The following is a 25,438-nucleotide window of genomic DNA, read 5'->3' on the forward strand; positions in this document are numbered from 1 at the left end:
CGGGGCCCGGACGGTCGGTGCCGCCGCGGCTAGTGTGCGGCAGGCCTCATTCATGTACTGTAGATCATATTACCGAACGGACGGTCAGTAATGTTCCGGCCGTGTTGATCTTGCTCCCCCGTTGGAAGGACCCGTCAACGATGACCACCACAGCCGCACCCACAGTAGACACTGTCGAGATCGTTCCCAGTTTCATCCGGGGTTCCTGGTGGACTCCCGACGCCACCTCCGCCGCCGGCGCGGCGCCGGTACTGGACGCCAGCACCGGCGAGCTCCTGGCGAAGGTGAGCACTGAGGGGCTCGACCTCGCCGCCGTCGTGGATTATGGCCGCACCACCGGCCAGGCGGAACTTGGCACGCTGACCTTCCACCAGCGCGCGCTCAAGCTCAAGGAGCTGGCGCAGTACCTCAACGGCCGCCGCGAGGAGTTCTACGCGCTCTCGGCGCAAACCGGCGCCACCAAGATCGACTCCATGATCGACATCGACGGCGGCATCGGCGTCCTGTTCACCTTTGGGTCCAAGGGCCGCCGCGAGCTGCCCAACTCCCAGGTGGTGGTGGATGGCCCCATGGAGGTGCTGTCCCGCGACGGTTCGTTCGCCGGCGAGCACATCTACACCCGCATCCCCGGCGTCGCCGTGCAGATTAACGCCTTCAACTTCCCGGTCTGGGGCATGCTGGAGAAGCTTGCCCCGGCCTTCCTCGCCGGCGTCCCCACCATCGTCAAGCCCGCCACCCCCACCGGGTACGTGGCCGCGGCCGTGGTCAAGGCGATCGACGAATCCGGCATCCTGCCCACCGGCTCGCTGCAGCTGATTTCCGGCTCCGTCCGCACCCTGCTGGACCACCTGGACTACCGCGACCTCGTGGCCTTCACCGGCTCCGCCTCGACCGCCAACACGCTCAAGTCCCACCCCAATGTGGTCAAGGGCGGGGTCCGCTTCACCTCGGAGACCGACTCGCTCAACGCCGCGATCCTGGGCCCGGACGCCGTCAAGGGCACACCTGAATTCGACGCCTTCATCAAGTCCCTCGTCACCGAGATGACCGCCAAGGCCGGCCAGAAATGCACCTCGATCCGCCGCGCAATCGTGCCGCAGGACCTCGTCGCCGACGTCACCGCGGCCGTGGGGGACCGCATCCGCGAACGCGTGGTGCTCGGTGATCCCCGCGCCGAGGGCGTCACCATGGGCGCCCTGGCCTCCCTCGAGCAGCTCGCCGACGTGCGCGCCGCCGTCCAGTCCATGCTCGACGCCGGCGGGGAGCTCGCCTACGGCACGCTCGATGCGCCCAAGGTCACCAGCGCGGACGGCAGCATCGGCGTCGTTGACGGCGGCGCCTTCATGTCCCCGGTCCTGCTGAACTGGGCCAACCCGGAGGCCGAGGAGGTCCACTCGCTCGAGGCCTTCGGCCCGGTGTCCTCGGTGATCGGCTACACGGACCTGGCCGACGCCGTCCGCCTCGCCGCCCGCGGCGGCGGCTCTCTCGTCGCCTCGGTCTGCACGAACAATCCCGCCGTGGCCCAGCAGCTGGTCACCGGTATCGCGGCCCACCACGGCCGTGTGCTCATGCTCAACCGCGAGGACGCCCGCAGCTCCACCGGCCACGGCTCCCCGGTCCCGCACCTGGTCCACGGAGGTCCCGGCCGCGCCGGCGGCGGCGAAGAGCTCGGCGGCATCCGCTCGGTGATGCACCACATGCAGCGCACCGCCATCCAGGGCTCGCCGAACATGCTCACCGCCGTCACCGGGGTGTGGCACACCGGCGCCGACCGCAACTTCACGCTCGAGACCGAGGGCCAGCACCCGTTCCGGAAATCCCTGGCCACGCTGCACATCGGCGACGCCATCCGCTCGGAGCTGCGTGAGGTCTCGCTGGAGGAAATCACCAAGTTCGCGAACTCCACCGGCGACACCTTCTACGCCCACACCAACCAGGAAGCCGCCGCGGCCAACCCCTTCTTCCCGGGCATCGTGGCGCACGGCTACCTCCTGCTCAGCTGGGCCGCCGGCCTGTTCGTGGAGCCCGCACCGGGCCCGGTCCTGGCCAACTACGGGCTGGAGAGCCTGCGGTTCATCACCCCGGTGGCTGCGGGTGACTCCATCCGGGTGACCCTGACGGCCAAGAAGATCACCCCGCGCGAGACCGACGAATACGGCGAGGTGGCCTGGGACGCCGTCTTGACCAACCAGAACGACGAAATCGTGGCGACCTACGACGTCCTGACCCTCGTCGAGAAGTAGCCCGTCCGACGCTCCCTCACGTTGCGCTATCACTTGTGGCTGCCAAAAGGTCGAAATGGCCGCCACAAGTGATAGGGCAACCAGGGAGCGTCAGCTGTCCGCGGAGCAATTAGCGGGCTCTTTCCACCACGCTCCGGCGTAAAATCTTGCTCGTAGGAGGTGGCGAAATGACCCTAGTACTCAATAAAGCCACAACAGTCCTGCCAGTTGATGATGCAGCGCGTGCCCGGCATTTCTACGCGGACACTTTGGGGCTCCCGCACCGCGGCGTGGCAGATGACGGAAGCGAATTGTTCGGCTCAGAAGGCGGCCCAATGCTGCAGCTGATGCCAGTCAAGGATGGAAAGCACTCAGAGCACACCACCCTGAGCTTCGAAGTCAACGAGATCGAGCGCACCGTCCAGGAAATGGAAGCCAAGGGCGTCATGTTCCAGGACTACGATCGCCCGGATCTCAAGACCGAGAACCACATTTGTACAACAGATTCAGAGAAATGCGCCTGGTTCATGGACTCCGAGCACAATATTCTGTGCGTCCACGAGAACATCACCACGGCAGCTGATTACCAGCTCTAAACGGCGGGCAACGGCGAGTTTTCGGGCGCTCCGGCTCAGCGGGGCGCCCTTTCTGTTGCCTGCGGTCATCCAGGGCGCCTCGCCAGTGGCTCGCAGGCTGGTCAGCGGCCGTTGTATTCGTCGTCGGTGATGTGCTCGCCCCACGTGGTGGTGGTCGCTGGGTCCTCGCCGTTCTGGAGCATGGCGATATGTTCCATGAAGCGGCCAGGTGCAGCTGCGTGCCAGTGCTCCTCGCCGGGCGGCGTGTAGAGCGTCTGGCCGGGGTGGACCTCGATGATCTTGCCGTCCCGGGTGCCGAAGCGGCCCACGCCCTGGGTGACGCGGAGGTACTGGCCGTGTTCGTGGGAGTGCCAGGCGGTGCGGGCTCCGGGCGCGAATCGGACGGTCACGACCACCAGCGTCTGATCCGGCTCGTGCGGGAGCGCGATCGGATCGAGCCAGACGTCGCCGGCGAACCGGGCCGGCGGGTTCTTCGAAGTGGGGACAGTGGGTTCGATGTTCATGGTGATCCTTACTTGCTCTCGGTGAAGAGTTGCTTGGCGACGCCCATGGCGGCCATGCCCTTGGGCCAGCCTGCGTAGAGCGTGACGTGGGTGATGGCTTCGATGAGTTCTTCCTGGGTGACGCCGTTCTCGATGGCGCGGCCAAGGTGGAAGCCGAGCTGTTCGGTGTTGCCGCCGGCCGTGAGTACGGCGACGGTGATGAGGCTGCGGTCCCGGGCCGGAAGCTCCGGGCGGTTCCAGACGTCCGCGAAGAGGACGTCGTCGGTGAGCTCGGCGAGCTTCGGGGCGAAGTCTCCGAACATGTTCCGGCCTCCGCCGACCTGCTTGGGTTGGTCAGTCATGATGTTCCTTCTTTCAGTGGAAGCACGATCTGCTCGATGTATGTTTTGGTGCATCCGCCCGTGGGACGGGCTGGCAGTGTCCAGCTGCTACCAGGTTGATGCGACCGTGCGTGCTATGACCCAGCCGTCGCCGCGGGGCTCGAACCAGGAACGCAGCGTCAGGCGCCACGTGGACCTGGATCCCCAGATCGTGGCGTCGGTGCGCGTGCGTGCAGTCAAGCCGGGCGCGGTCCCCTCCGCGTTGATGGTGGCCTCGACTGTTTCCATCCGGTGGTACTGCATCTGGCCGGATTCGATGGCGTCCAACCATTCCGCCTTGGACTGCACATATCCGGTCATGTGCGTGAGCGTGAAATCGTCGGCGAGGATGCTGTCCAGCTCCGCCAGGTCCCCGGCGACCATCGCCTGGCACAGGGCTTCATGCAGGGCCGCTACTGCCGCGGCGGTCACGGTGTCTTCCGACGCCGTGACTGCGCCGTGAGTTCGTGGGCTCCGTAGCTGTTGTCCTCGGGGTTGACGGTCACGCCGGGTGCGACGAGCTGGTCGATGCGGTCCAGCACGTCGGCAGACAGAGTGGTGTCGGCGGCCGGCAGGTAGGACTCGAGCTGTTCCATGGTGCGCGGTCCCACGATGGCGGCCGTGACGCCGGGGTGGTTGATCACGAAGGCGATGGCCAGCTCGATGAGTGTCAGCCCGGCCTGTTCGGCCAGCTGGGCGAGTTCTTCGACGACGTCGAGCTTGCGCTGGTTGGCCGGGCTCGTCATGTCGAACCGGGCGCTCGGGCGGGCACTCGAGGTGGGGGCGGACGCCGAGTCTTTGCGCCAGCGCCCGGAGAGCCAGCCGCCGCTGAGCGGGCTATAGGTAAGGGTGCCCATGCCGTGGCGCTGCACCGTGGGAAGGATGTCCTCCTCGATGCCGCGCACGAGGATCGAGTACGGCGGCTGCTCCGTGACGAACCGCTCCAGGTTGCGCTCCCGGGATGCCCACTGGGCTTCCACGATCTGGGATCCGGAATACGACGAGGACCCGATGTAACGCACCTTGCCCTGGCGGACGAGGTCGGTGAGGGCGCCGAGGGTCTCCTCCACGTCCGTGTCGGGGCTCGGCCGGTGCACCTGGTAAAGGTCGAGGTAGTCGGTGTTCAAGCGGCGAAGGGAGTCTTCCACCGCCCGCATGATCCAGCGGCGGGATCCACCGCGCTGGTTGGGATCGTCCTCGTTCATGGGCATGAAGAACTTTGTGGCCAGGAACACGTCCTCACGCCGGCCTCCCAGTGCCTGCCCGACGATTTCCTCGGATGCCCCGCCGGAGTAGACATCGGCGGTGTCGATGAAGTTGATGCCCGCGTCGAGGGCGCGGTGGATGATGCGAATGGAGTCCGCGGTGTCATTGTTGCCCCAGGGGCCGAACATCATCGCGCCGAGGCATAGGGGACTGACCTGCACGCCTGTGCGGCCAAGGGGGCGGTATTTCATGGTGGTTCCTTCTCTGTGCGGGATTGTGGGAGGGCACGTGAGCACCCCCTTCTCGGATGTTGAGAGGTCAGCGGGCGGGCTCGGGCAGGGGTGCGGGTGCGGCCCCGAGCGGTGTCCGGGCCCGGCGGGCGGCCAGATCAGCCGGCAGGATGAGGGCCGCGGTGACGGCCAGGGCGAGGAACAGGAGGACACTGCCTGTCGTGAGGGCGGCGCTGACCTGCGCGGCCAGGTGCGCCACGGCAGAACCGGCGGCCGGGACGGTGGCCGCGGCCGCGACCGCGATGCCCAGCCCGAGGCAGGTGCCCACCTGGTGGAAGGTGTTCAGCAGGCCCGATGCCGCGCCGGCGTCGGCCGCGGGCGCACCAACGATGCCGAACGACGTAAGGGGCGCAAAAGCCAAGCCCTGTCCGGCTCCGATGAGGACCATCGGGAAAGCGACGCCCGTCAGGTAGGAGGAGTCGACGCCGACCCGGCTGAGCCAGAGCATCCCGGCCAGGGTGACCAGGATGCCGGCCACGAGGGGAAATGAACCCGGCATCCGGTTTAGGAGCCGCGGGATGCTCATTGCGACGGCGAAGTTGACGGCCGTCATGGGCAGGAATCCCAGGCCGGCCTGCAGGGGGTCGAAGCCGAGTACCTCCTGCAGGAACTGGGTGGTGAAGAAAAAGAATGCAATCATCGCGCCCAAATACAGGAAGCGTGCAACATAGGCGCCGGTGCGGCGGCAACTGGCGAACAGCCGCAGCGGCATGATCGGCTGGGCGGCCCTGCGTTCGATCAGCACGAACACGATGAGCAGTCCGACGCCGGCGGTGACGGCCGTGACCGTGGCCGGGGAGGTCCAGCCCGCGTCGGCGGTGTTGATAATGCCGAACACGAGAGCGCCGACACCCAGGGTCGCGCTGAGCGCCCCGAACACGTCGAAGCGGCCGCTCGCCCGACCGGTTTCCGGGAGGAACCGCGGAGCGAGCGCGATCATGGCCGCGCCAATGGGCACGTTGACGAAGAACCCGGCCCGCCAGGAGATCCAATGGGCCAACGCCCCGCCGATGACCAGTCCCAGGCTGGCACCAATCCCAGCGGTCGCGCCGTACAACGCCACGGCCCGGGTGCGCCCACGGCCCTCCGGGAAGCTTGCCGTGAGCAGGGACAGCGAGGCGGGCGCGACAATCGCCGCCCCGATACCCTGGATCGCCCGGCCGGCGATCGCCCACCAGCCCGCCGGGGCCAGGCCGATCAGCAGCGACGCGATCGAGAAGGCCACCAGCCCGAACACGAAGACGCGCCGGCGGCCGAGGAGGTCTCCTGCCCGGGCGCCGAGGAGCAGCAGGCCGCCGAAGACCAGGGTATACGCGTCCTGGACCCACGAGAGCTCACCCGTGCTCAGCTGCAGATCCGCCTGCAGGCTCGGCAGGGCCGTGAAAATGACCGAGTTATCGAGCAAAATCATGAAGTAGCTGACGAGGATGATCGCCAGGATCGCTGCCGGGTGGGCAGCAGGTGCCGGTTCAGGTTTCATGCTTTCAATGCAACCCTGATCCCTCAATGGCGGGGAGTCACGGTCGTTCCGGGTAATGCCAGTGCCTCCCTCGTCGCATCGGCCGCGGGTAGCGTGGAGGCCATGACACACAGCGACGACGTGCGGAAGTTCCTGACCTCCCGCCGTGCCAGGATCACGCCGGACGAGGCCGGCCTCCCGGTCTACGGCGGCAACCGCCGCGTTACCGGGCTGCGCCGCGAGGAAGTCGCGATGCTCGCCGGGATGAGCATCGATTACTACATCCGCCTTGAACGCGGAAACCTCTCCGGCGCCTCGGACAGCGTCCTTGAAGCCCTCTGCCGTGCGCTGAAGCTTGACGACGCCGAGACGGCCCACCTTTTTGACCTGGCCCGCGCGGCCACGGCCGCTCCCCGGGTGCGGCGCAAGCGCAGCCCACAGACGGTGCGGCCGAGCGTGCAACGCGTCATTGATGCGATCACGACGGCGCCGGCCTGGGTCCGCAACGACCGCGGGGATGTCCTCGCCGCCAACGAACTCGGCCGTGCGCTCTACCTGGACTTGATGGCCGAAGCAACCACTCCGCCGAACAGTGCGCGGTTCACTTTCCTGAACCCGAAAGCGCGGGAGTTCTTCGCCGACTGGGAACGCAGCGCGGACGACATCGTCGCGGTCCTGCGCTCCACTGCCGGGAAAAACCCCTACGACAGGGACCTCACGGACCTGATCGGAGAGCTTTCGACCCGCAGCGAGGAGTTCCGCACCCGGTGGGCGAGGCACGACGTGAAGTACCACCGCACCGGCCGCAAACGGCTCCACCACCCGATCGTGGGGGACCTGGACCTGAGCTTCGAAGCACTGGAACTGCCCGCGGACCCGGGACTGCGCATCAACGTCTACACAGCAGATCCCGGGACCCCCTCCGAGGACGCCCTGAAAGTCCTCGCCAGCTGGGCCGCGACCCAGCGCGAAACGACAGCGGCCGCAGTCAAGGAGAAGACATGACCCAAGGCCGGGGACTAGATCCGGGCTCCCAACCCCGTCTGGCAGGCACGGTTCGGTGCCGGTTCCCGCGCCAGCCCGGGCGGATGTCCCGGGCCGGGCGTGTCACCGGTGTGCCCCGGGTCAATGCCCGGGGCCGGTGACGATCTTCTTTCGTTCGGATTCGTGCGCGCCGCCCTTCTTCGCCAGCGTGGAGCATGCCTCCTCGATGTCCCGGGCGAGCGTGTCGACGTGCTCGCGGCTCATCGTTTGCTTGACCAGGGCCCGCATGATCGTCACGTCTTGGGCGTTCGGCGGCAGGGTGTAGGCCGGCACCATCCAGCCGCGCTCGGCCGCGAGCTGCCAGGCGATGTCGAACTCGTTGTACCCGGTGTCGGCGGCGAGCCGGAACGCGACGAGGGGCAGTTGCTCCTCGTCGGGGCCGATGATTTCGAACCTGCCCATGGCTTCCAACTTTTCGGCGAGGACGCGGGCGTTGGTCTGCATGTTCTGCATGGTGTAGGTATAACCGGCGCGGCCATAGCGCACGATGTTGTAGTACTGGGCGAGAACCATCGCCGAGCCGGTGGAGAAGTTCAGTGTGAACGTCGAGTCGGTCTTGCCGAGGTAGTTTTCCTCGAAGACGAGGTCCTTGGCCAGATCGGCCGTCTCCCGGAAGATCAGCCAGCCGATGCCGGGATAGACCAGGCCGAACTTGTGCCCGGAGACGTTGATAGAGCGGACCTGCTCGAGCCGGAAGTCCCACTCGGAGTCCGGGTACAGGAAGGGCCAGACGAACCCCCCGCTGGCCCCGTCCACGTGTAGCGGCACATCAAGGCCTCGCTCACCCTTGATCCGGACCAGCAGGTCGTTGATGCCGACGATGTCGTCTTTGTGCCCGGTGAACGTCGTGCCCAGCACGGCTGCGACGCCGATGGTGTTCTCATCGATATGGGCCTGCACGTCCTCCGGGCCGATCGTGTACTTCCCCGGCTGCAGGGGCACGATCCGCGGCTCGACGTCGAAGTAGCGGCAGAACTTCTCCCACACAACATGCACGTCGCCGCCGAACACCAGGTTAGGGCTCGACGTCGATGCGCCGGCGGCCTCGCGGCGTTTGCGCCAGTTCCACTTCAGGGACAGGCCGCCGAGCATGATCGCTTCGGACGATCCCTGGGTGCGGGCTCCCGTCGTCTCGCCGGGCGCGTGGAAGAGGTCGGCGAGCATCCGAATGCAGCGTTGCTCGATTTCGGCCGTGCGGGGGTATTCGGCGTGGTCGATGAAATTGCGGTGCAGGTTCGCGGCGATGATCTGCTGGGCCTGCGGCTCCATCCATGTCGTCACGAAGGTCGCCAGGTTCCGGGCCGGATCACCTTCCAGATCCAGGTCCTCCGACACCAGCCGCAAGGCGTCCTCAGCCGGAATGCCGGTCTCCGGGAACTCCCGGCTCGGAACCTCCTGGGTGACAAATCGGTTGCCGAACAGTGCCACGTCGGCATCCGCGGGCTGGGAATTTATTGACATCACTTCTCCTAGGGAGACTGTTGAAAGGGGGTTACGGATGAGCTCCACGGTCCGCGGGAACCGAGACGGCGGCGGATTCTGGACTCAGCATCAGAATCGCGCCGGTGAGGAAGCACAGGGCTCCCACGAATGTGCCGAGAGTGGCCAGGTCGGCGTTCCAGACATCGCCGCTCGACGGCATGACAAAGGCCGCGACAGCCGAGACACCGAACGCAACAGAGCCGGCCAGGTTGATCACGCCGATCTTCCACACCCTAGGCCTGGGCCTGCCGGCAATGGCGCGACCCGCATCCCGCAACGCCACACCGCTGGCAACGAGGAAGGCGACTGAACCCAGCGCATCGGGTCGCCACACCCGCTGCTCGGTCAGCGCCACACTGAGATTGACCCGCAATGCGTTTCCCGTACTCCAGTTGAACCACAGCGTGCCGGCAAGTTGAACCGCGCAGGCGAGCCAGCCGAGATTCCGTGGCGCCCACACCCAAAACGAGTGGCGGCGCGTGGCCCCCAGGAACGGGAGGGCGTCAACGGCTTCGCGGTACTGCAGGAACGACGCAGAGGTGAAGAACAGCGAACCGACGAAGAAGGTGAGCGCACACAAGCGCAATCCCACGGCCTCGGCGTATGACGGAACCGCCCCCAAGGCGAACAAACTCGAACCAATGATGAACAACCAGGCGATCCACCGGTCCCGTCCGGTCGAACCGCCCGCGCTCGTCATCTCACTTGCATGCTCGGACTTCGAGGCAGCCCGATGGTGGACCTTGCCGCCATCGTCAGGCGCCGCGGGCACTTTCGGCCCGGGAACCGGAAGCACGTTGGAGATTACGAAGGCCACCGCCACAGCCACCACCACCTGCGGTGTTACGGCCACACCGTCCACTCCCAGCAGCAGCGTGGCCAGCAGCGTCGACGTCAACGGCAGCCGCAGCATGGCTGCGCACATGGCTCCCATGCCCATGCCGAGCCCTGCCGCGAGATTCATTCCGGGCAACCCGCTCGCGGCAATACCCAGCGCCGCACCGATAAACATCGAAGGGAACACGGGCCCGCCACGAAAGGCGCTCAGCGAGAGCCCGTAGGCCAAGGCCTTACAGGCGATCAGCAGGAGGAGCACAGCAAGCGAGTAGTCCGTGGCGTGTTCGACCAGATCCGGAAGGGCGTCCTGCCCCGAGAACAAGACCTGCGTGAAGCTTTTCCCAGAGATCAACTGGTAGGCCATCGCGGCAAGACCGATCAGCAGGCCGAGCCCAGAGGTCACCAGCACCCGGTTCAGGTGCACGAGCGGACGAAGCGAGAGCCCGACCCAGCGGATCAACCATCCCAACAGCGCGCCGACGACGCCCATGATCACCGCCCAGCCCAGCGTCGCCAGGGTCGGCGGCACCGCAGGCGGCACGACGGGCAGCGCCAGCGAGAAGCTTCCCAACCCGGTCCAGCCGTCCAGGCCGACGAACACCAGCGCCCCGACGCCGGATGCGAGCAGTCCGGGCAGGGCCATCAGGCTCAGCGTCATTCCCCCGATTCCGGCGGCCTCCATGATCAGGAATGCACCGAGCACGGGGGATCCGAGCAGGGTACTGATCGCTGCGAAGCTGCCAGCCGACGCCATGATCGTCAGGGCCATCGGCGGGGCGTCCTTCTTCGCCAGGTGCACCGCCAACGCCCCGAGGCCGCCACCGATCGCGATCAGCGGACCCTCCGGCCCGAGCACTGCACCGAGGCTGAGCGTGGTCAGCGCCGCGAGAATGATGCCCACGAGCTCCCGGCCGCTGGGCGGACCGCCGCCCGTCTTGAAGCCGAAAGCCGGTGAATGGCCCCCGGTTCCCGGCAAATACCGGATGGTCGACGCCGTCAACAGCCCACACAGCACCAACCACGGAACCGGCCACCAGGCAGGAGCGGGTCCCCCGAAGACTTGTTCCGGCAGCCCGACGAAGACGTACTGCTGGACCGCCGCGACCAAAGCGAGAAAGCCGTACGCAATGACCGAGATGGGAACGCCCAGGACCGCTGCCAGCACAAGCGCAGAAATGTACGCCCTGGAACGAATTACGACGGCCGGATCGAAACTGGGCTGCGATGCTGCAGGCTCGCTCATTTTCGGCAACCCGGCGCGACTGAGACGATCCGGGTGACCCCGAATGTCCTTCTTCCAGCTCGGGGCGGCGTGCCCGGCCGGCAACACCGCGGGTCACCGGTGATCAACGGGCAGAACATCATCCCTCCTCCTTCCGCCAGACGGCGGGGAGCCTTTGGTGAGGTCTCACAAGCGATAGAGGTGGTCCTTCAGATGTTCTCCAAGCTAGCGCTTCCAGCCGGGGGCAGTCGTCACCCAATGCGGGTGAAAGAGAACTAAAGCGCTGGGTTCACACCGCCGGTGCCCCCGGTCCGTCCGGGCGGGACCACGGCGTGACCGGGCGCTCCTGCCGGACGCCGTCCACCGTGATGTCCACTCTTTCATTGAAGAAACTGACAAGTCCGTGGATCTGGGCGGCGTCCAGGAACCGCCGGTCGTAGCTCCACGCGACGTTCCTGCCCTGCACGGAACCCGGGTAGCTCCAGTAGCTCGCCTGGCCTTTGTACGGGCAGACGGTCCGCTTGGGGCTCTCCTCCATCAGATCCAGCCGCACATCCGACGGCGGAATGTAGTAGCGCACCGGCAGCATGGTTTCGTAGAGCAGCTGCGCACCGTTCGTCATGGCGAGCGTTACGCCGTCGATCCCAACCTCCACGGTGAGCGAGGACGCCCGGATGTCCACGCGGTGGAACGGATCACGTGGATGGCCGATGATCTCCTCATCGTCCTCGAGCCAGTCGAAAGCGGTGAAATCCAGCACCACATAGCCGGCGAGGTCGGGGTCCGCCGGCCGGAAAGCAGCGCGCGGCAGCCTCGCATGGGAGGTGACGACGTCGAGCTCCTCACCGGCCGCCGTGTGCCTGCCGAACGCCGTGCGCGGATCCAGTGCCGGCTGCCCCTCCCGGCCCATCCTGAACCCGTGCTCCGGGACGTCGCCCGCCTGCTGCCCCGTCGGCGCGAGCTCGGCCCGGAGGTCACCTTCGGAAACGGCGTAGACGGGGGTGACGCGTTTCGGCTCCCACACCAGGAGCGCGCCCAGGGTGTCGACGACGGCCCGCCCGCCCGCCATGGCACGGACCCTTTTCGCGGTGGGCTGATAACGCAAATCAGGGAACGTGCTGAAGAGGACATCAGAGATCTTCGTGGCCATGACAACAGGGTGGGCGTCCGTTATCCTGCCGTCAACGACTCGCCGGGCCACCCGCCGGCCGGCAGGCGGTCAGCGGGGGACGTGAAGGCCGTGGAACGCCATGGTGATGACGTCGTCGGCCAGCTTCTCCGGGGACAGCGAACCGCCCGGCTTGTACCACTCGACGATCGAGTTGATGGTGCCGAACAGCAGCCGGGTGACGGTGCGGGGGTCAATGTCCTGGCGGAGCGAGCCCTCATCCCGGGCCTTGGAAATCAGTGCGGCGACCTTGTGGTCGAAGGTGCGGCGCCGCTCCAGCGCATCCCGCTCGATCTCCGTGTTCCCACGCAGGCGCAGCAGCAGCGTCACGAAGGGCAGCCGCTCCACCAGCACCGAGATGGTCTGGCGGACCACGAACTCCAGCCGGGCATCTGCCGAACCGGAGGTTGCCCCGGGCTGGTCCAGGATCGCCTCGAGCCCGCCCAGGGCGTGGTCCAGGGCGAGCTTCAGCAGGTCGCCCTTGGACGGCACGTGGTGATAGATCGCGGACTTGGAGATGCCCAGATTCTCGGCGAGGATACCCATCGAGGTGGCGTCGTAGCCGTGGCGGTTGAAGACGTCGACGGCGATGACCAGCACGGACTGCTGGTCATAGCCGGGGCGGCCGCGCTTGGTGGTGGTTGCTGTGCTGGGCATAGTGGCTAGTTTCTCACGATCGGGTGCTCATTCAGGCCTTGGGGCGCAGGTCGTAAATCCGCCGCAGCTTGCCGTTGGACCGCTCCAGGGAGCCCGGCTCGACGACGTCGACTGTGCAGGAGGAGCCGACGTGGATCTTGATCTGCTGCTGCAGGACCTTGGCGGCGTCCGTGGCGCCCTTGACCGTGACGGCGTCGCGGCGCTCGATCTTGACGGTCAGCTGGTCCATGCGCTGTCCCTCGGGCCGGGTCAGTTCCAGCTGGAAGTGCGGGCTGAGCTCGGGGATGCGCAGGGCGATCTCCTCGATCTGGGACGGGAACAGGTTCACGCCGCGCAGGATGATCATGTCGTCGCTGCGGCCGGTGATGCGGCCCATGCGGCGGTGTGCCGGACGCGCGGTGCCCGGCAGCAGCCGGGTGAGGTCCTTGGTGCGGTACCGGATGATCGGCAGCGCTTCTTTGGTGAGCGAGGTGAAGACGAGTTCGCCCGGTTCGCCGTCGCCCAGCACCACCGTGGGGTCGAAGGCGTCGATGATCTCGGGCCGGAAGTGGTCCTCCCAGATGTGGCTGCCGTCCTGCGTTTCCACGGCTTCGCCGGCGACGCCCGGGCCCATGACCTCGGAGAGGCCGTAGATGTCGCAGGCCTTGAGGTTCATGGTCACCTCGAGCTCGTGCCGCATTTCCTCGGTCCACGGCTCGGCGCCCAGGACCGCGTACTTCAGGGACGTGGAGGCCGGGTCGATGCCCTGCTTGATCATCGCGTCGGCAATCGTCAGCAGGTACGTGGGCGTGGCCAGGATGGCGTCGGGCTTGAAATCCTGGATGAGCGTGATCTGGCGCTCGGTCTGGCCTCCGGAGATCGGGATGACGGTGCAGCCGAGGGCCTCGGCGCCGGCGTGGGCGCCCATGCCGCCGGTGAACAGGCCGTAGCCGTAGGCGTTGTGGACTTTCATGCCGGGCCGGACGCCGGAGGCGCGCAGCGAGCGGGCCACAAGCTTGGCCCAGTCGGCGAGGTCCTTCTTCGTGTAGCCCACCACGGTGGCGCGGCCCGTGGTGCCGGAGCTGGCGTGGATCCGCGCGACCTCGTGCTGCGGCACGGCGAACATGCCGAAGGGGTACTCGAGGCGGAGGTCCTCCTTGGTGGTGAAGGGGAACTTGGCGAGGTCGGAGAGCTCACGCAGGTCCGCCGGGTGGACGCCGGCCTCGTCGAACTTGCGCTTGTACAGGGGGACGCGGTCATAGGCGTAGGCCACCGTGTGCTGCAGGCGGCTGAGCTGAAGCGCCTCGAGCTCGTCGCGGGAGATGGTCTCCTCGCGGTCCAGGACGGCGTCAGTTGTGGCGGCGGCAGTTTCTTGGGTCATCTGTGGGTCCCTGTTTCTATTTCTTGGAGATGGTGCGGCTGCGGCCGCGGAACTCGGCGATGAGTTCGCCCGCAGGGGTGGCAGGGTCCGCGGGGAGTTCGCCCGGGACCGTGGCGTTGGGAACCGAGCCGGCGGGTGCCGGCTGCGGAGTGCCCCCGCCGGCGCCGGGATCGGCGGCATAGATCTGGACGTCGTAGAGGCCGCTGCGCCCGGTGCTGGCGCGGCGGTTGGCGACGGCGGTCAGGACCTGGCCGCGGAAGGCCGGCTTGAGGAAGTTGATGTCGACGCCGGAGGCCACGGTGATGGTGCCGCTGTCGATCCCGGCTTCGCCGGGTTTCGCGCTGGCCGGGTTGCAGGCCAGCGCAAAGGCTGTGTCGCCGAAGGCGAAGATCATTCCGCCGTGGGCCATGCCGAAGCCATTGAGCATTTCCTGCCGGAGCCTCATCCGGATCGTGGCATGTCCGTCGTCCAGTGCGAGAACTTCGATGCCCATCCATTCGGAGGCATAGTCGTCCTTCAGGATTGGGTGGGTGTCACCGGAAATCGTCAGTTCAGCCATGCCTCATTGCCTCCAGCTTTATTTACCGAATGTTCATTAGGTAATCCCATGTGGGTGCCCGCTGTCAAGGGGTGTAAGTATGCTGGGACGCATGGCCAAAGGAATCTATGTCAGCGCGACCACCCCGGGCTCCGGCAAGTCCCTCGTAGCGCTGGGCCTGGCGGACACCCTCCACCGGCACGCGGACCGGATCGGCTTCTTCAAGCCCGTGGTCAACGGCCCCGACGCCGCCTCGGACCCCATGGTGGCCGTCATGAAGTCCCGCTTCGGCCTGGACGACGACCGCTGCCGCGGCGGCCTGACCTTCGCCGAGGTCCGCAGCCTCCTGGCCGAAGGAAAGCGCGAGGAAATCAACTCCCGGTGCGTCGAAATCTTCGCCGACTTGTCCCAGCACTGCGACGTCGTGATCGTCGAGGGAACGGATCTGACCGGCCAGGACGCCGCCGTCGAGTTCGACCTCAACGCCCGGCTGGCCAACAACCTCGCCGCCCCGGTGGTAGCGGTGGTGGGCGCACGCGGCCTCACCGCACCGGAGGCCGCGGACGCCGTCGAGGTGGCGCGCAAGGAGCTCCTCGCGGAGCGCTGCGAGCTCCTGGCGATCATGGTCAACCGTGCCGACCCGGAAGACCTCGACGCCATTGCCGCCGCCGTGAAGCCCGGCGCGTCCGGCCGGCCTGTCTACGTCTTCCCGGAATTGGACGACATCGCCCGGCCCACCACCGGGGAGGTCGCCTCGGCCCTGAGCCTCGGCCAGGTGGCCGGGCTTCCGGACCTGGAACGCGATGTCCGTTCCATCAAGGTCGCGGCGATGAACGTCGCCAACTTCCTGCACGTGCTCAACGACGGCGCGCTGGTGATCGTCCCCGGCGACCGGGCGGACGTGCTCGTGGCCTGCCTGGCGTCCTCGTTCTCGCCGGAGTTCCCTGTGCCGTCGGCCCTGATCCTCACCGGCGGCCTGGCCCCGGACCCGACCATCTACTCACTGCTGGCGCAGGCGCCCTTCCCGATCTTCGCTGCTCCCGACGACACCTATGTCACCGCCAAACGCGTCTCCGAGGTCCGGAGCGAAATCTGGTCCGGGCACCGCCGCAAGATCGCCTCCGCCCTGGGGCTCTGGGCCCGGCGGGTGGACGAGGCCGAGCTCCTGGAGCGCCTGCACCTGCCCCGGCCGGAACGGATGACCCCGCTGCGGTTCCTGCATGAGCTGATCGGGCGGGCCCGATCCCAGCGCCGCCACATCGTCCTGCCGGAGGGCAAGGAACTGCGGATCCTGCGCGCCGCCGAGATCCTGCACCGCCGCGACGTCTGCGAACTCACGGTGCTCGGACGCGAGGCCGACGTCCGCGAGGTCGCAGCCACCCATGGCGTCGATCTCACCGGCATCAACATCGTGGATCCGGCCTCGTCCGAACTCCGGGGCGATTTCGCCCGCAAGTACGCGGAACTGCGCGCGCACAAGGGCGTGGACCTGGCCAAGGCCCTGGAGGTCATGCAGGACGAAAGCTACTTCGGCACCATGATGGTCCAGCTCGGCGTGGTGGACGGGATGGTCTCCGGGGCCGCCCACACCACGGCGCACACCATCCGCCCGGCACTGGAATTCGTGAAGACCCGGCCCGGCGTCAAGATCGTCTCCTCCGTGTTCCTCATGCTCATGCCGGACCGGGTCCTGGTGTACGGCGACTGTGCCGTGAATCCTGAACCCAACGTGGAGCAGCTCGCGGACATTGCACTGGCGTCAGCGGAAACGGCGGTGCAGTTCGGCGTCGAGCCGCGGGTCGCGATGCTCTCCTATTCCACGGGCGGCTCCGGCTCGGGCGGGGCCGTGGACCTGGTCCGGGAGGCCACCGAACTGGTGCGCAGCCGGCGCCCGGACCTCGCGGTGGAGGGGCCCATCCAGTACGACGCCGCCGTGGACGCCGCCATCGCCGCGTCCAAGATGCCGGGCTCGTCCGTGGCCGGGCAGGCAACCGTGTTCATCTTCCCGGACCTGAACACCGGCAACAACACCTACAAGGCTGTGCAGCAGTCCTCGGGTGCGGTCGCCGTCGGGCCGGTCCTGCAGGGCCTGCGCAAGCCGGTCAACGACCTCTCGCGCGGCTGCACGGTGGAGGACATCGTCAACACCGTGGCCATCACGGCCATCCAGGCCCAGTCCGTGGAGCCCGCTGCGGAGCCGGCACCCGCGGCCGCCAGCGCATAGCCAGCTGTTTTCCGTCAGCTGTGTTCCGGCTCAGCTGTTTTCCGGCTTTGCCGGGCTGTCGGGATCTTCCTGCTTGGCAGGCTCATCGGCCAGGCCCGCCGGGGTGAGATCCAGGTCCTCCAGATTCTCGGGGGCCTCGGGTGCTTCCCCTACCTCGGCGGCCTTGGGGTTTCCTGTGTCGTCCAAGGCCGGGTTCGCGCCTACGACGCCGGTGGGATCCGGTTTACCGGAACCGCTGGCCGGTCCGGTGCCCTCTGGCTCGGTGCTGTCCGGCTGGGTCGGGTCGTCAGTCATGGAAATCCCTTTCGTGAGTTGTCCAGTTGGTCCGCCGACTCTAGGCGCCCGGCCCGGCTTTCGCAACGGATTGCCGCCCTGGCGTTCCGGCATTTTGGTCCGGCAATTCCGTCCGGCAATTTATAGTTGATCCCACGGAGCGCTCGGCCAGGCTCCGGCGTGATGCCAGTTACGGCGCACCCCAGGGTAGCGTCGAAGCCAAGGCTTTAGGAGGCCCCATGCTCGTGCTCGTCATCAACTCCGGCTCGTCCTCGCTCAAGTACCAGGTGCGCGACGTCGAGGCCGGCAACGTGCTCACCGAAGGCCTGGTCGAGAAGATCGGCATGGGTGCCGGCGGCGAGGGCGACGGCCAGATCGAGGGCCCGCGCGACCACGCCGAGGCGCTGGAACAGGTGGACGGGGCCATTCACGAAGCCTTGGGGGACCGAGTGCTGGATGCGGTGGGCCACCGTGTGGTGCACGGCGGTGAGCGCTTCGCCGAACCGGTGCTGGTCAACAACGAGATTACCCGGGCCATTGAACGGCTGAACCCGCTCGCACCGCTGCACAATCCCGCCAACGTCCTTGGCATCCGCGCGATCTCGAAGAAGTGGCCCGAACTGCCGCAGGTGGCCGTGTTCGACACCGCCTTCCACCGCACCCTGCCCGAGCACGCCTGGCGCTATGCGGTGCCGGACGAGCTCTACACGAACCACGGGATCCGCCGCTACGGGTTCCACGGCACCTCGCACGAATACGTTGCACACCGGGCGGCGGCGCTGCTGGATGTTCCGGTCGAGGAGTTCGACGCCGTGATCGCCCACCTGGGGAACGGCGCCTCGGTCACGGCCATCCGCGGCGGCCAGTCGATCGACACCTCCATGGGATTCACGCCCCTTGAGGGCCTGGTCATGGGCACCCGCTCCGGCGACCTCGATCCGTCCATCCTGGTCTTCCTGGGCCGGAACGGCTGGTCCCCCGAGGACCTGGATTCGATGCTGAACCGGCAGTCCGGGCTCAAGGGCCTGGCCGGAAACAACGACATGCGTTCGGTGGTGGAGGCCGCGGAGGCCGGCGACGCCAAGGCAGCCATGGCCCTGGCGGTCGCGTCCTACCGGCTAGCGAAGTACATCGGCGGCTACCACGTGGCCGTTGGCGGCGCGAAGGCCCTTGTGTTCACGGCCGGGATCGGCGAGAACTCGCACCAGTTCCGGAACCTGGTGGCGCAGCGGCTCGGTGCCCTCGGCGTCGAGCTCGACGCCGGGCTGAACCGGGAGAGGTCCAGGGAACCCCGCGTCATTTCCACCCCGACGTCGGCCCTGCCGGTTCTCGTGGTTCCCACCGACGAGGAGCGGGCGATCGCAGAGGCAACGGCCGCCGTCGTCGCCCGGGCATCCGTTGCTCCGTAGCCGCCCTTGTGGCGGCTCAAAACGGCGCTTACGGAGCGGCTGATTGGGTAGCGTTGGAGATGTGACCGAACCCAAGCCCCTCCCTCCGCTGCCCATCCGCACTGAACGGCTGGTGCTGCGGCGCTTTGCCGCCGCCGACCTCGATGCCTTCCACGCCTACCACTCGCTCCCGGAAACCGCCCGGTTCCTGCCCCGCGAGGCCAAGAGTTACACCCAGTCGATGGAAACGGTGGGACGGTATGCCAATTTCGAGTTCGAGAAGGAGGGCGACTGGGTGGCCCTGGCCATCGAGGCCCAGGATTCGCCCGGACTCCTCGGTGAGGTGGTGCTGAAATGGCTGGAAGGGTGCGGGCAGGCCGAGATCGGCTGGAGCCTGGCCCCGGAGGCGCGGGGCCGGGGCATCGCGAGTGAGGCCGCCCGGGCGCTGCTCAAGCTCGGCTTTGAGGATCTGGGCTTCCACCGCATCGACGCCAAGCTCGATGCCCTGAACACGGCCTCGGCGGCGCTCTGTGAACGGCTCGGCATGCGCCTGGAATCGCGGCAGGTGGACAAATGGCACTACAAGGGCGAATGGGCCACGGAGGTGGTGTACGCCATCCTCGCGGACGAGTGGAAGGCCCGGCAGCAGGTATCCGGCGGCTGACGGCGCCGGGAAGCCCCAATCTGACGGAACGCCGACCTAACGGGACACCGGTCTGACGCAGATGGCCGGAATGAAGTCCCCATTCCGGCCATCTGCGTCAATTCGAACCCGATTCGGGCCCCCGGCTTAGGGTGCCGGCGGCGCGGTCGACGCGGGCACCGGTGAGACCGTGCCCGGTGCGGGGGCCGCGGGTTGCGTCATTTGCTGTCCCGCCGGCACCGTGGCAGAGGAACCCGGGGCGGGCCCGGACGACGTCGTACCGCCAGTCGGCGCCGCGGCTCCCGTGGGTCCCGGGGCCGGGGGCTGCGTGCTGCCGGGGGTGGCTCCCGCAGTGGCGCCGGGAGTCGCACCAGGCGTGTTGCCGGTGCTGGCTCCCGTGGTGGCGGCAGGCGTGGCGCCGGAGGTTGCGCCGGGAGTGGCCCCCGGCGTCGAGGCCGTGCCGGCGGACCCGGCCGGGGTGGCGTTCGGATCGGCCTTGATGACCGCCATGATCTGTTCCTTGTAGGCGCTGAGCCGGCCCTGGATCTCCGAGAGCGGCTGGTTCTGCAGGTCCTTGCCGTAGGCGGCGATCTCCTGCCACAGCGCGTTGAGCCTGGCCATGCCGTCGCTGCTCAGGGGCCCGTCGAGGGTCAAGACAAGCTGGCTGGCCAGGGCGTAGGTCAGGCACCGGAGGCAGTTGTAGTTCGCTGACGCCGAGAGGTTTTCCGGAACGATCACGTCGGTCTGGCCCACAATCAGGACCACCTGGAAGCCCACCGCCACCGCGGCGCAGTCCGCGCAGCTGGCAAAGGCGTAGGCCTCATTCCTGGTGTCCACGGTGTCACCGTCCTCGGCCCAGACCAGGGCGAAGGCGACGTCGTAGACCACGGAACCGTCAGTGGTGTTGACCGCGAGCGACTGGTTGCCGTCGTCTTCCGGAGCGGCCGGCTTGTCGAAGGGGAACACCCAGGAAGGGGCAGCGGGCGCTGTCGCGGGGCCGGCCGTGTTGGACGTGCCGGACTGCCGGGGTACCAGGACCATGCTCAGCTGCGGGTCCTCGCGTGTGGGCCGCCGGGCGCCCTCCGGCCACAGGGCAACGGTCGTTCCGGACTGGCCCTCGGCCATCCGGGCCGCGGTGGCGGCCGGGAAGACGGCGGTGGTGGCGTCGGCCAGGGTGCCGCGCTCGTAGGGCTGGACCGGGCGGTAGGTGTCAGCGCCGGGCCACCAGGCCCAGGCGAGGCCCGCCGCCACCGCCGCGATCGCAACGATGGCGGTGGCACGCTGGAGGGCCTTGCCGCGGGTCTTGCGCCACAACCCGGTGGCCAGCTGGCGGACCAGGCGCAGCAGGATGTACAAGATGCCCAGCACCGGCAGCGCAAGGCAGGCGATCGCGATCACCCGGACGGCGGCGTCGGCGACGTCCCCGGTGGCGACGCTTTGGGAAAGCATGGCCTGCTGCTTCAGGCCGTTGTCCCAGGCGGTGCCCAGGACGCGCGGCAGGGTGAGCACCATGGTGGCCATGCTGAACAGAAGCAGGGGGACCGTGACCAACACCCAGATGGTGACCACGGCCCGCGCCCAGGGCTTCAGGAGCCCGGCTTCGGGATCAGTCTTCCGCCACGGCACCAGGGCCAGCAGCGTGGGTTTGATCCGCTGGAACAGGTCCGGGACGCCGGTAGCGTCTGCCAGGATGTGGTAGCCGTCAAAGCGGACCAACGGCATCACCTGCCGGACCATCTGCAGGATCTGGGTGACCACCACCAACAGCAGCGCATCGAAGCCGGTGGCCCACCAGATGCCCATGATCGCGACGGCCACGATGGCGTTGAAGTACAGGCCGCCGAGGTCCGTGCGCAGCCGGCCGCCGCGCCCCAGCCGGTAGGAATCCGTGACGTCGGTATAGAAAGCCGGCCACATCAGGTACAGGCCCGTCCCCATGGCGCCGGGGGTGGCCCCGCCGCGGCGGGCGGCGGCGGCGTGGCCGAACTCATGGAAACCGGCCGAGAGCACCGTGACCACCAGGATCAGCAGCACCAGGCCGGGGTTGGCGAAGGCCTCATGCGTGGCCGACGCCAGCCCCTTGACCATCAGCACCCACCAGCACGTGGCCAGGAATGCAGCAGTCACGGCCACGACGATCAAGGGGTTGAACAGAGTGGCGAACGGCGCCGTGATCTTCCGGGTGCGGTCCGGATCGGTCACCGAGTAGCGGAACCGCATGCCCAGCAGCGGATTCGATTTCTTCACCGCGGGCTCGGAACCGTCCGCCAGTTGCAGGAGCCCGAGGGGGAGCAGCTGGGAGGTGATCAGCGTGCGGACGTTCTCGGCACTGACGAGCCGTCCGAAACTGTCGCTGGCGTGCCCGGCGATTTCTTCGATGCCCCGCTGGCCGTCGATCGTCTCGAGCACCAGGTACAGCAGGCGGGTGAGCTGGATGGTCTGGCCGTCGGCACGGCGCACCAGGGACGGGGCTTCCTTGTAACCGGACCCTTTCGCCTCGCCGATCAGCTGGACGCCGGCGGCCCGCACCGGAACCGGCTGCAGGGCGACCGCCACGGACGACGCCGGCCCGGCGGCGGCGGCGCCGCGCGCGCCAGCGCCAGCGCCAGAGTCGGCGACGGGCGATGGGGCGCCGGATGGGGCGCCGCCGGTGGCAGACGCGGCGGGAGGGCCGTCCTGCCCGGACGGCCCTCCGTGCACTGTGCTCATCTAGGTGCTACTGCTTCAGGTCGGACTGCTGGTCAGCCGACGCCGTAGCGTCGCCATGGATGTCCTGGTTGATGATGGCATCCTGCTGGGCGACGGCGAACGCGTTGCTGTCGATTGAGCCGATGTTGGCGCCGACGGCAGCGTCGATCGGCGCGGCCACGTTGGCGTTGGCGGCCACCGCACCATTGATCGGTGCCGCGATCCCCGCGTTGGCGTCCAGGTTCACGTCGACGTTGAGCAGGTTGCCGCTGAGGGCGCCCGCGGCGCCGGCGGCGGCTCCCACGTCCGTCGGCAGCGCGCCGCCCAGGTCCGGGGCCGTGCCATCCGGCAGGACGCCGGTGGCATCGGCGGGTACCGTGCCGGCGGGTACGGCGCCGCCGAGATCAGCCGTGGTGGCAGACGCGGCCGGATCCGTGGCGGCAGGCGCGGGCGCAGGCGCGGCATCGGTACCGGTGCCGGCATCCGCGCCGGTGCCCTGCTCGATGACACTGTCCTGGGTGGAGTCTGCCGTGGCATCGCCCGTGACGCCCTGGTTGATGATGGTGCCCTGGTCGGCGAGGGCCTGGGATTCGGACCCGACTGAGAGCACGTTAGCCGAGGCGGCCGCGTCAATCGGGGCGGCCACGTTGGCGTTGGCCGCGATGCCGAGGTCGATCGGCGCCGCTGCGCTGATCCCCAGGTTCAGGTCGGCGTTCAGGTCCAGGACGGAGGCGACTTCCTTGTCCGGAAGGGCCGTCCCGCCCTGCGCCATCAGCTCATCATCAGTCAACGGGGTCATTCCCTGCTCAACGCTCATAACAAACTCCATCTCCGGCACCCAGTGCCCGGTCAAAGCCCTTCGACGCCCCGCCCCCAGCGGACGGGTTCCACGTCGAAGGCCCATCATGCCAGTAAATAGTAAGCATGATGACCAAATAGGCGGTAGCGGGCTCCCGGATTATTTCCGGAAAGTCCGCTGACCGACCGGAAAGCGCATCGGTTGCTCCGTAGCTGCCCTAATGGAGGTCCAAAAGGGCGGCTACGGAGCAACCGACGGGTTCTTACTTCAGTCCGGCTCCGGGCAGCAGTTCGGTGGCGCCGAGGGAATCGGCGACGAATGCGTAGTCCCAGGCCCGTTCGCGCCACTGCACGTACCGGCCCGAGGCGCCGCCGTGGCCGCCCTCCATCTCGATTTTCAGGACGACCGGTTCGCTGCCGGTGTTCACCTCGCGCAGCCGCTGCACCCATTTGGCCGGCTCCACGTAGAGCACGCGGGTGTCGTTGAAGCTGGTGACCGCGGCGATCTTCGGGTACGCCACGGCGCGGACGTTCTCGTAGGGCGTGTACGACTTCATGTACGCGTACACGTCCGGGTCGGTGATCGGGTTGCCCCACTCCTCCCACTCCAGCGCCGAGAGCGGCAGTTCCGGGTCCAGGATGGTGGTCAACGCGTCCACGAACGGGACGGCGGCAACAATCGCCGCGTACTTTTCCGGCGCCAGGTTGGCGACGGCGCCCATCAGCAGGCCGCCGGCGGAGCCGCCCATCGCCGCGATCCGGGCCGGGTCCACCCAGCCGGAACCGGCAAGCCAGTCCGTGGCCGCAATGAAGTCGGTGAATGTGTTTTTCTTGTGCAGCTTCTTCCCGTCGTCGTACCAGTGCCGGCCCAGCTCGCCGCCGCCGCGGATGTGGGCGATCACGAACACGATGCCCCGGTCCAGCAGGGACAGCCGGGGGATCCCGAAGCCCGGATCCATGCTCATTTCGTAGGAGCCGTAGCCGTACACCAGGCCTGCCGCCGTCGAATCCTGCCGGACGGAGGCGTGGCGGAGGACCGAGAGCGGAATCCGGGTCCCGTCGGAGGCCACCGCCCATTCCCGGGTGGCGACGTAGTCCGACGGCGAGTAGCCGCCGAGCACCGGGCTCTCCTTGCGCAGCAGCAGTTCACCGGCCGGGAGCTCCGGGGTGGGCAGCACGAAGTCGTAGACCCGCGACGGAGTGAAGTAGGAGGTATAGCCCATCCGGATCACGGGCGCCTCGTAGTCGGAGCCCGCGACGCCGGCGGTATACAACTCCTCGGCAAACGCAGGTTCCACCGCGGCGCCCTGCTCCGCGGTGCCCAGTCCGGCCAGGGGCAGGACCTGGACCCGTTCAATGGTGTCCTTGCGCACGGAGACCACCGCGTGGGTCGACGTGACCCCGGCGCCGTTGACCCGGACCTGGTCGGAATGGGCGACGACGGTGTCCCAGTGCTGCTCGGCGAGCGGCTTGGCGAGCTCGGCCGGGTCCACCAGCGAGACCATGGAATTGATGGCGTCCTTGTTGTGGGTGAGCAGGATCCGCTCCTGGCCCCGGCCCGAGGCGTCCGTCAGCAGGAACGGCTCGGCCTCGTAGAGGATGCGCTCGTCGCGGGAGATCACGGTGCGCAGGCCGGCGTCGAGATCGTCAAAGGGCAGCAGGCGGGTCTCGCTGAACTCGGAGCAGCCGATGCTGAGCACCAGGTGGCGCCGGTCGGCCGAGAGCTCGAAGCCGAGCCACATGGCGACGTCGTCCTCCTGGTAGATGACTGTGTCCTCGCCGACGGGTGTGCCGAGCACGTGGGACTTGACCTGGTACGGCCGCCACGAGTCGTCAACCACGGTGTAGAAGATCCGGCTGCCGTCGGGGGAGAAGGAGATGCCGTAGAAGACGTTCTCGATCACGTCCGGCAGCAGCTCGCCGGTGCGGAGGTCCTTGATCCGCAGGGTGAAGCGCTCGTCGCCGGCGTTGTCCACGGCATAGGCATAGAGGGTGCCGTCGATGGTCGTGGCGGCCCCGCCCACGGCAAAGAACGGCTTGCCCTCGGCCTCGAGGTTGCCATCGAGGAGGACTTCCTCGCCGGGGATGACGACGCCGGCCTCCACGGCCGGGGGAGTCCAGTCCGCGACGCGGTCCCCGGTGTCCTGGCCGCGCACGCGGCAGTGGATGCCGTACTCCTTGCCCTCGACGGAGCGGGTGAAGTACCACCAGCCGTCCTTGCGGTTCGGGACGGAAAGGTCAGTTTCCTGGGTGCGGCCCTTGATTTCCTGGAAGATCGCTTCGCGCAGCGGCTCCTGGTGCGCGGTTACGGACTCCTGGTAGGAGTTTTCCGCTTTGAGCAGGTCCACGACCTCTGCGGACTCCTTGTCCCGGAGCCACTCGTAGTTGTCCTCGAATGCGTCGCCGTGGTGGGTGCGCACCGAGGGGACTTTCCGGGCGACGGGAGGCTGCGGGGACGGCTGGGCGGGAGTCTGGGTCATG

General features: G+C 67.8%; 21 protein-coding genes. 6 read left to right on the top strand and 15 right to left on the bottom strand.

The window, feature by feature from the left end; translation table 11 throughout:
* Nucleotides 1-140: 140 nt before the first annotated feature.
* Both paaZ and C566_RS0114605 read left to right on the top strand, forming a co-directional pair.
* Nucleotides 141-2,243 carry a phenylacetic acid degradation bifunctional protein PaaZ gene (gene paaZ, locus C566_RS0114600; protein ID WP_018775093.1) on the top strand — a complete coding sequence of 701 codons (2,103 nt, stop codon included), beginning with the start codon at nt 141-143 and terminating at the stop codon, nt 2,241-2,243.
* Between the two features lie 167 nt (nt 2,244-2,410).
* Nucleotides 2,411-2,818, top strand: coding sequence for a VOC family protein (locus tag C566_RS0114605; protein WP_026266718.1), 408 nt, complete (start codon nt 2,411-2,413; stop codon nt 2,816-2,818).
* Nucleotides 2,819-2,919: 101 nt separating this feature from the next.
* Here C566_RS0114605 and C566_RS0114610 read toward each other — a convergent pair whose 3' ends face one another.
* The 5 genes from C566_RS0114610 to C566_RS0114630 form a co-directional block, all read right to left on the bottom strand.
* Nucleotides 2,920-3,321: a (R)-mandelonitrile lyase gene (locus C566_RS0114610; RefSeq protein WP_018775095.1), complete on the bottom strand. Its 402-nt coding sequence runs from the start codon at nt 3,319-3,321 to the stop codon at nt 2,920-2,922.
* 8 nt (nt 3,322-3,329) lie between these two features.
* Nucleotides 3,330-3,662 (bottom strand): carboxymuconolactone decarboxylase family protein, encoded by a 333-nt coding sequence (locus C566_RS0114615; protein WP_018775096.1) that lies wholly within the window; start codon nt 3,660-3,662, stop codon nt 3,330-3,332.
* An 87-nt stretch (nt 3,663-3,749) separates the two neighbouring features.
* The gene (locus C566_RS21570) at nt 3,750-4,112 is read right to left on the bottom strand and encodes a nuclear transport factor 2 family protein (protein WP_018775097.1); all 363 of its coding nucleotides are present in this window, start codon (nt 4,110-4,112) and stop codon (nt 3,750-3,752) included.
* The gene (locus tag C566_RS0114625) at nt 4,109-5,137 is read right to left on the bottom strand and encodes an aldo/keto reductase (protein ID WP_018775098.1); all 1,029 of its coding nucleotides are present in this window, start codon (nt 5,135-5,137) and stop codon (nt 4,109-4,111) included. The genes C566_RS21570 and C566_RS0114625 overlap by 4 nt, the downstream gene beginning before the upstream one ends.
* Nucleotides 5,138-5,204: 67 nt before the next feature.
* Nucleotides 5,205-6,656, bottom strand: a complete 1,452-nt coding sequence (locus C566_RS0114630; protein WP_018775099.1) for an MFS transporter — start codon at nt 6,654-6,656, stop codon at nt 5,205-5,207.
* Nucleotides 6,657-6,758: 102 nt separating this feature from the next.
* On the opposite strand from C566_RS0114630, the gene C566_RS0114635 reads away from it, so the two are divergent.
* Nucleotides 6,759-7,640: a helix-turn-helix transcriptional regulator gene (locus tag C566_RS0114635; RefSeq protein ID WP_018775100.1), complete on the top strand. Its 882-nt coding sequence runs from the start codon at nt 6,759-6,761 to the stop codon at nt 7,638-7,640.
* Between the two features lie 120 nt (nt 7,641-7,760).
* On the opposite strand, the gene C566_RS0114640 is transcribed toward C566_RS0114635, so the two are convergent.
* The 6 genes from C566_RS0114640 to C566_RS0114665 form a co-directional block, all read right to left on the bottom strand.
* Entirely contained in the window at nt 7,761-9,140 is a 1,380-nt protein-coding gene (locus C566_RS0114640; protein WP_018775101.1) for a glutamate decarboxylase, read from the bottom strand.
* A gap of 31 nt (nt 9,141-9,171) precedes the next feature.
* The gene (locus tag C566_RS22995; protein WP_018775102.1) at nt 9,172-11,241 is read right to left on the bottom strand and encodes a chloride channel protein; all 2,070 of its coding nucleotides are present in this window, start codon (nt 11,239-11,241) and stop codon (nt 9,172-9,174) included.
* Between the two features lie 268 nt (nt 11,242-11,509).
* Entirely contained in the window at nt 11,510-12,370 is an 861-nt protein-coding gene (locus C566_RS0114650; protein ID WP_018775103.1) for a DUF427 domain-containing protein, read from the bottom strand.
* 69 nt (nt 12,371-12,439) lie between these two features.
* Nucleotides 12,440-13,045: a TetR/AcrR family transcriptional regulator gene (locus C566_RS0114655; RefSeq protein ID WP_018775104.1), complete on the bottom strand. Its 606-nt coding sequence runs from the start codon at nt 13,043-13,045 to the stop codon at nt 12,440-12,442.
* 31 nt (nt 13,046-13,076) lie between these two features.
* Nucleotides 13,077-14,405, bottom strand: coding sequence for a phenylacetate--CoA ligase PaaK (gene paaK / locus C566_RS0114660; protein WP_018775105.1), 1,329 nt, complete (start codon nt 14,403-14,405; stop codon nt 13,077-13,079).
* 16 nt (nt 14,406-14,421) lie between these two features.
* On the bottom strand, nt 14,422-14,964 hold the full coding sequence (locus tag C566_RS0114665; protein ID WP_018775106.1) for a hotdog fold thioesterase: 543 nt from the start codon (nt 14,962-14,964) through the stop codon (nt 14,422-14,424).
* 91 nt (nt 14,965-15,055) lie between these two features.
* On the opposite strand from C566_RS0114665, the gene pta reads away from it, so the two are divergent.
* Nucleotides 15,056-17,167, top strand: coding sequence for a phosphate acetyltransferase (gene pta, locus C566_RS0114670; protein WP_043467094.1), 2,112 nt, complete (start codon nt 15,056-15,058; stop codon nt 17,165-17,167).
* A gap of 30 nt (nt 17,168-17,197) precedes the next feature.
* On the opposite strand, the gene C566_RS0114675 is transcribed toward pta, so the two are convergent.
* Nucleotides 17,198-17,461, bottom strand: coding sequence for a hypothetical protein (locus C566_RS0114675; RefSeq protein ID WP_018775108.1), 264 nt, complete (start codon nt 17,459-17,461; stop codon nt 17,198-17,200).
* A 218-nt stretch (nt 17,462-17,679) separates the two neighbouring features.
* Here C566_RS0114675 and C566_RS0114680 point away from each other — a divergent pair, with 218 nt between their 5' ends.
* A complete protein-coding gene (locus C566_RS0114680) occupies nt 17,680-18,849 on the top strand; it encodes an acetate kinase (RefSeq protein ID WP_018775109.1) in 1,170 nt (389 codons plus the stop codon).
* A gap of 61 nt (nt 18,850-18,910) precedes the next feature.
* Nucleotides 18,911-19,492, top strand: coding sequence for a GNAT family N-acetyltransferase (locus tag C566_RS0114685; protein WP_018775110.1), 582 nt, complete (start codon nt 18,911-18,913; stop codon nt 19,490-19,492).
* A gap of 126 nt (nt 19,493-19,618) precedes the next feature.
* Here C566_RS0114685 and C566_RS0114690 read toward each other — a convergent pair whose 3' ends face one another.
* From C566_RS0114690 to C566_RS0114700, 3 genes are all read right to left on the bottom strand, one after another.
* Nucleotides 19,619-22,180: a hypothetical protein gene (locus C566_RS0114690; RefSeq protein ID WP_018775111.1), complete on the bottom strand. Its 2,562-nt coding sequence runs from the start codon at nt 22,178-22,180 to the stop codon at nt 19,619-19,621.
* A 7-nt stretch (nt 22,181-22,187) separates the two neighbouring features.
* Complete coding sequence (locus C566_RS0114695; RefSeq protein ID WP_018775112.1) at nt 22,188-22,976, bottom strand: hypothetical protein; 789 nt, start codon at nt 22,974-22,976, stop codon at nt 22,188-22,190.
* A gap of 244 nt (nt 22,977-23,220) precedes the next feature.
* Complete coding sequence (locus C566_RS0114700) at nt 23,221-25,437, bottom strand: S9 family peptidase (RefSeq protein ID WP_026266719.1); 2,217 nt, start codon at nt 25,435-25,437, stop codon at nt 23,221-23,223.
* Between the last annotated feature and the right edge of the window lies 1 nt (nt 25,438).

The organism is Arthrobacter sp. 131MFCol6.1 (assembly GCF_000374925.1).
In the GTDB taxonomy this organism is placed as follows: Bacteria; Actinomycetota; Actinomycetes; order Actinomycetales; family Micrococcaceae; genus Arthrobacter.

Bases quoted from the DNA above. Each gene is read 5' to 3' on its own strand.
- paaZ (WP_018775093.1), top strand. From the start codon at position 141: ATGACCACCACAGCCGCACCCACAGTAGACACTGTCGAGATCGTTCCC.
- C566_RS0114605 (WP_026266718.1), top strand. From the start codon at position 2,411: ATGACCCTAGTACTCAATAAAGCCACAACAGTCCTGCCAGTTGATGAT.
- C566_RS0114610 (WP_018775095.1), bottom strand. From the start codon at position 3,321: ATGAACATCGAACCCACTGTCCCCACTTCGAAGAACCCGCCGGCCCGG.
- C566_RS0114615 (WP_018775096.1), bottom strand. From the start codon at position 3,662: ATGACTGACCAACCCAAGCAGGTCGGCGGAGGCCGGAACATGTTCGGA.
- C566_RS0114625 (WP_018775098.1), bottom strand. From the start codon at position 5,137: ATGAAATACCGCCCCCTTGGCCGCACAGGCGTGCAGGTCAGTCCCCTA.
- C566_RS0114630 (WP_018775099.1), bottom strand. From the start codon at position 6,656: ATGAAACCTGAACCGGCACCTGCTGCCCACCCGGCAGCGATCCTGGCG.
- C566_RS0114635 (WP_018775100.1), top strand. From the start codon at position 6,759: ATGACACACAGCGACGACGTGCGGAAGTTCCTGACCTCCCGCCGTGCC.
- C566_RS0114640 (WP_018775101.1), bottom strand. From the start codon at position 9,140: ATGTCAATAAATTCCCAGCCCGCGGATGCCGACGTGGCACTGTTCGGC.
- C566_RS22995 (WP_018775102.1), bottom strand. From the start codon at position 11,241: ATGAGCGAGCCTGCAGCATCGCAGCCCAGTTTCGATCCGGCCGTCGTA.
- C566_RS0114650 (WP_018775103.1), bottom strand. From the start codon at position 12,370: ATGGCCACGAAGATCTCTGATGTCCTCTTCAGCACGTTCCCTGATTTG.
- C566_RS0114655 (WP_018775104.1), bottom strand. From the start codon at position 13,045: ATGCCCAGCACAGCAACCACCACCAAGCGCGGCCGCCCCGGCTATGAC.
- paaK (WP_018775105.1), bottom strand. From the start codon at position 14,405: ATGACCCAAGAAACTGCCGCCGCCACAACTGACGCCGTCCTGGACCGC.
- C566_RS0114665 (WP_018775106.1), bottom strand. From the start codon at position 14,964: ATGGCTGAACTGACGATTTCCGGTGACACCCACCCAATCCTGAAGGAC.
- pta (WP_043467094.1), top strand. From the start codon at position 15,056: ATGGCCAAAGGAATCTATGTCAGCGCGACCACCCCGGGCTCCGGCAAG.
- C566_RS0114675 (WP_018775108.1), bottom strand. From the start codon at position 17,461: ATGACTGACGACCCGACCCAGCCGGACAGCACCGAGCCAGAGGGCACC.
- C566_RS0114680 (WP_018775109.1), top strand. From the start codon at position 17,680: ATGCTCGTGCTCGTCATCAACTCCGGCTCGTCCTCGCTCAAGTACCAG.
- C566_RS0114690 (WP_018775111.1), bottom strand. From the start codon at position 22,180: ATGAGCACAGTGCACGGAGGGCCGTCCGGGCAGGACGGCCCTCCCGCC.
- C566_RS0114695 (WP_018775112.1), bottom strand. From the start codon at position 22,976: ATGAGCGTTGAGCAGGGAATGACCCCGTTGACTGATGATGAGCTGATG.
- C566_RS0114700 (WP_026266719.1), bottom strand. From the start codon at position 25,437: ATGACCCAGACTCCCGCCCAGCCGTCCCCGCAGCCTCCCGTCGCCCGG.